The sequence below is a fragment of the Aquabacterium sp. UBA2148 genome (assembly GCF_002328915.1).
Lineage (GTDB): Bacteria > Pseudomonadota > Gammaproteobacteria > Burkholderiales > Burkholderiaceae_C > Aquabacterium > Aquabacterium parvum.
The window spans coordinates 8,362-13,676 of sequence record NZ_DCXA01000177.1; the positions used below are offsets into that span (position 1 = coordinate 8,362).

The 5,315-nt window shown below is 66.8% G+C and carries 3 protein-coding genes and 1 pseudogene; 1 reads left to right on the top strand and 3 read right to left on the bottom strand.

Annotated elements, in window-relative coordinates; all coding sequences use genetic code 11:
- The 3 genes and pseudogenes from B2W70_RS09940 to gshA all read right to left on the bottom strand — a co-directional run.
- A pseudogene (locus tag B2W70_RS09940) lies at window positions 1-382 on the bottom strand (hypothetical protein); the annotation flags it as partial.
- Window positions 379-2,190 carry a type II secretion system protein GspD gene (locus B2W70_RS09945; protein ID WP_286745331.1) on the bottom strand — a complete coding sequence of 604 codons (1,812 nt, stop codon included), beginning with the start codon at window positions 2,188-2,190 and terminating at the stop codon, window positions 379-381. The gene B2W70_RS09945 and the pseudogene B2W70_RS09940, both read right to left, overlap by 4 nt.
- Before the next feature lie 207 nt (window positions 2,191-2,397).
- Window positions 2,398-3,861, bottom strand: a complete 1,464-nt coding sequence (gene gshA, locus B2W70_RS09950) for a glutamate--cysteine ligase (RefSeq protein WP_286745337.1) — start codon at window positions 3,859-3,861, stop codon at window positions 2,398-2,400.
- A 256-nt stretch (window positions 3,862-4,117) separates the two neighbouring features.
- Here gshA and B2W70_RS09955 point away from each other — a divergent pair, with 256 nt between their 5' ends.
- On the top strand, window positions 4,118-5,158 hold the full coding sequence (locus tag B2W70_RS09955; RefSeq protein ID WP_286745334.1) for an aliphatic amidase: 1,041 nt from the start codon (window positions 4,118-4,120) through the stop codon (window positions 5,156-5,158).
- Window positions 5,159-5,315: the final 157 nt, after the last annotated feature.

Sequence of the window (5,315 nt, forward strand, 5' to 3'; positions counted from 1 at the left end):
TCGCGGCTGGAGCGGGCTTGGCCGGCTCGACGGCAAGCTCCAGGGGGGGCGCCAGGGACGCGGCCGATGGCGGCGCAGACGGAGTGGGAGGGGGAGACGGGGGAGCTGGCGCAGGGGAAGGAGGCGGCACGGGCACAGCGACAGGCTCAGGCGTCACGGCCGGGGCGGCATCGCCCATCGGGTCCAGCGCCAACTCCAGCGCTTCGATGGGCTTGGCCGGTGCCGGCGCGGGCTCATCGAGCGACGGAGCCGGCGAAGCCATGGCAAGCGGCACGGCTTCGATCGGCGGCAGCTCGGCCAGCCCGGTCGGTTCAGTCGGCTCAGAGGCCTGTGATCTGGCCTTGCTCTGAGTGCGCTTGAGGGCATCCAGCAAAAGGCTCATGGCTGGCCCTCCCCCGACGTTTCGGGTGCCAGGGGCATGCGCTCGGGCATGGGACGCAGGGCTTCGCCGAGGTGTGGGCCGAACGACTGGTGATCGGCGGTCAGGCTGGCGGTGCGCACCACCGTCGGTCGCAGGAAGATCACCAGCTCGCTCTTGCGGTTCGCCTTCTGCTTGTACTTGAACAACTCACCCAGCAGTGGCACATCGCCCACGCCCGGGGTCTGATCGGTGCTGCCCGACACGTCATCGCGCATCAATCCACCCAGCACCGCCGTGTCACCCGAGTTGACCTTGATGACCGACTCCATCTCCCGCGTCTGGATCTGAGGGATGCGGCTGGAGATCTGGGAAATGTCGATGCCATCGTTGCGAGCCTGGGACAGGAAGATGGGCACGGCCGGATCATCGACGTAGCTCACCACGCGCGACAGGGTGGGCCGCAAGATCAGCGAGACCTCGTCGCCCTCACCCACCTGAGGCATCACACTCATGACCAGCCCGACCGAGATGTTGTTGGGCGTGGACGTGACGGTGAAGGTGGGCGGCGAGCCCGCGGTGCCGGGCGTGTAGTTGCTCGTCAGGGTGAAGTACACCAGGTCTTCGGTCACCTTGAGCATGGCGGCCTGGTTGTTGAGCGCGCTGATCTTGGGGCTGGAGAGCACCTTGGCGTTGCCGAAAGACTCCAGCAGGCGCAAGGCCGCCGACACCTGCACGTTGCCGCGCGTTCGCGTTGGCGTGTAGTTCAGCATGCTGGGGATGATCCCGCTGACCGGCACCCCCGAAGGCATCGCTGCGCCAGCGGGGCCCAGTTGCAGCAGCGGCAAACCGTTGCGCAGCACCGTCCAGTTGATGCCCTGCTGGTACTCGTCCGAGAGGTTGACCTCGACGATGGTGGCCTCGATCATCACCTGGCGCGATGCGCTCTTCATGACACGGTCGATGAACTCGCGCACCCGCATGTGCTGGCGATACGTGGCACGCACCGACACCACACCCGATTCCGGGTTGGCGATCACCGATGCCGACTCGCGGAAACGCACAGGCGCGGCGGCGGGCACGGCAGGCGCTGGCGCGCCCCCAGCCGGGGGGGCCGCGCCCTCTGCAGGCGCGGCCCCGATCACGGCGCCAATGGTTTTCAGCATCGACGCTGAAGCCCCACCGGCTGGCTGTGCCGAGGTCGTGGCGGCTTGCCCATCTTCCGGGATGATCTTGTCCGTCTCGCGCAGCAGGTCGCGCAGGTTCTGCGTCAGCGTCTCCCAGAAGCGGTTGCTGGAGACGTTGGTCAGCGAGGCGCTGGAGCTGTTGTTCGTGCCACTGCCAGACCGCGAAATGCTGGTGCTGGCCCCGATTTCGCTACGCGATTCGCGGGCCACGTTCAGGTAGTCGATGCGGTAGTGCTTGAGCACCGGCGCATCGGGCATGACGAACAGGTTGCGGCCTTCCATCTCGTAGCGCATGTTGGCCTGCAAGGCCACGCGGTCGAGGATCTCGGTCACGGTCTGGTCGACCGCGTTCATGCTGACCGTGCCCGCGAGATCCGGGTGGATGTCGAGGTTGAGCCGGGCGTCGCGGGCGATGGCGAACAACAAGCTGCGGATGTCAACGTTGTGCACGCTGATCGAGAACACCTCGGCCTTGGCTTTGGGGCTCGTAGGGGGCGGTGGCAGCAAGGGCGCGTTGATCAGCGCTGGCGGCTTGCCGGGCGCCGCCGTGGGCGGACGCAGGTGGCCTGCATTGGTCACGGGTTGCTTGTTGGCACAAGCGCTCAAACCCACGGCCACCATCAGCGCCAGCAGTTTGTTGATCAAGGTCACACGCATCATGACGGCCCCGCTCCGGGTAGGCCCCTTGCGCCAGCGAACCAGCGAGCGCGGCAGAGGTGGGTGAGATATAAGGACACACCCCCATTCTTGTCAGTTTTGCATGGTGAATTGATCCGAAAAGCGGTCGTTGTACCGCCTTCTCTCCAGCATCACCCAGGCCTGCCGCCCCAAGGCCGCCCAGCCAAACCTGCCTCAAACCACCAGGCGAGCCGGATCCAGGAATTGCTGTCGGTAGGCCTCGAAGGCCAGGCGGTCAGAGGCTTCGATCTCGGCCTGGGCCTGCCACGAGCGGTTGGCGTGCAGCAGCGCGGCTTCGCGCTCGGCCGCACTCAAAGGCTGGGCCAGCAGGGCTTGGCGCACGTGGTCGGAAGCGGCCAGGCCAAAGGCCGCGTGCTCACCCGCGTGCAGGCACTGCATGGCCTGCAAGGCGCGGGCCGAAGGCAGGTGGTCGGTGTGCTGGAGGTCTTGCGTGGCTTTCGACCAAGCCTGGGTGAAGGTCTGCGTGCCATGCACCTCGTCGAGGTGGCGGGCCAGGGGCAGGCCTTGCGCCATCACGTCGGCGGCCCAGTCGGCCAGCAGCACGTCTTCGCCGGCACGGCGCAGCTTGAGGCCCGGCTCGCGGCCGCGCGCGGCCACCAGGCGCTGGTTCTCGCCCAGCTCACGGATCTCTTTCGGCGAGTCGGGCGGGCTGTCAGACGTCATGGCCCACAGCAGGAAGACATCCAGCACGCGCAGGGTGTGCTCGTCGATGCCGACGGTGAGCTCGGGCTGCAGGTCCATGCAGCGCACCTCGACATACTCGACGCCGCGTTCGCGCAGCGCGTGCAGCGGGCGCTCGCCGGGCTCGGTCACGCGCTTGGGGCGGATGGGGCTGTAGAACTCGTTCTCGATCTGCAGCAGGCTGGTGCCGAGCTGGCGGTAGCTGCCATCGGGCGCCTGGATGCCCATGGCGGCATACGGCGGATGCGAGCCCACCAGCGCGCCATGCAGTGAGCTGGCGTAGCCCTCCAGGTGGTTGTAGCTCACGCACAGTGCGCTTTGCGCGTCGCTCTGGTAGCCCAGGCGGCCCATGCGCAGCGAGGTGGCGTGCGTGAGGTGCAAGGTGCCCTCGCCCAGGGGCCGCAGACCATGGTCGAGCCCGGCCACGAAGCCCTTGGTGACCGCCGGCGAGGCGCCGAACAGCATCAGCAGCACGAACACGTGGCGGCGGAAGTTGCGGATCAGCGCGAAGTAGTCTTCCGTGGTGGCGCCACCGATGGACCAGTTGTAGTGGATGCCGCTGATGGTCTGCATGCGCGCGCCATAGCGGTGCACCAGGCCGTTGCGGTAGACGCGCTTGGCCTGGCCCACGTTCGAGGTGCCGTAGTTGCCGATGGGGATGTCGCCATCGGGCGGCAGGTGGCCGGGCATGGAGCTGGCCCACATGCGTTGCTCGCCGATGGCTTGCAGCACCTCGCGGTGCACGTCGGTGAGTTCGCGCAGGCAGTCGTCGATGCCGGCGTGCACGCCGGTGACGAGTTCGAGCTGCGACTCGCTGAAGTCGGTGGTGATGTGGGGATGGGTCAGGGCCGAGCCGAGGGCGCGCGGGTGGGCGTCATGGGCCAGGGTGCCGTCGGGCAGGACGCGCAGGCCCTCCTTCTCGATGCCACGCCGCATGGCGGACACGTCGAGGCGCTGCAGGCGGTCGAGTGGGCTGGGCACGGGTGGTCTCCTGGTTGTCATCGGGCGTGGGCGCGGCCGAGGGCGGGGTGCCGGCCGTGCTCAGAGGGCGCGATTGTGCTGCATCGCCCATGACCTTGCTTTGACGCAGGCTGGATGGCCTTGGACCTACGTCAAACAACGTATTGGGCCTGTGCACGCTGCTTCGAACAATGGCAGGGCTTCGTTCCGTCCACTTTTTGAGGAGAGCGCCATGCTCCACGGTGACATTTCCAGCAGCGACGACACCGTCGGCGTCGCGGTCGTCAACTACAAGATGCCTCGGCTGCACACCACGGCCGAGGTGCTTGAGAACGCGCACAAGATCCGCCAGATGATCGAGGGCATGAAGCTGGGCCTGCCCGGCCTGGACCTGGTCATCTTCCCTGAGTACAGCACCCACGGGATCATGTACGACAAGGCCGAGATGATGGAGACGGCCGTCAACATCCCCGGCGACGTGACCGAGGTGTTCGCCCAGGCCTGCCGCAATGCGAAAGTCTGGGGCGTGTTCTCGCTGACCGGTGAGCGCCATGAAGAGCATCCCAACAAGGTGCCCTACAACACGCTGATCCTGATGAACGACCAGGGCGAGATCGTTCAGAAGTACCGCAAGATCATGCCGTGGACGCCCATCGAAGGCTGGTACCCCGGCGACCAGACCTATGTCTCGGACGGCCCCAAGGGCATGAAGGTCAGCCTGATCATCTGCGACGACGGCAACTACCCCGAGATCTGGCGCGACTGCGCGATGAAGGGCGCCGAGCTGGTGGTGCGCTGCCAGGGCTACATGTACCCGGCCAAAGAGCAGCAGGTGATGATCTCCAAGTCGATGGCCTGGGCCAACAACTGCTACGTGGCGGTGGCCAACGCGGCGGGCTTCGACGGCGTCTACAGCTACTTCGGGCACAGCGCCATCATCGGCTTCGACGGGCGCACGCTGGGCGAATGCGGAGAAGAGGACTACGGCATCCAGTACGCGCAGCTGAGCAAGCGCCTGATCCGCGACGCGCGCTCCACCGGCCAGTCGCAGAACCACCTGTTCAAGCTGCTTCACCGCGGCTACACGGGCAAGATCAACTCGGGCGAAGGCGACAAGGGCGTGGCCGAATGCCCCTTCAGCTTCTACCGCGAGTGGGTGGCCGACCCGCTGGGCACGCAGGCCAAGGTCGAAGCCATCACCCGGCCCACGGTGGGCACGGCGGAATGCCCGATCGAAGGCATCCCGAACGACGCGCGGCTGAAGTACGAATGAGCCGCGCGGGCTGCGCGAAGGTCACCAGATGGAGTGGTGATCTTCGGTGACGCCCAGCAGGTCTTTGACGGGGCGTGCGGGCGCGGTCAGCGTCGGACGCACCGTGCCCTCGAACAGGCCCACGGGCTGGATGTAGCGGCTCGCGGCGATCACCACG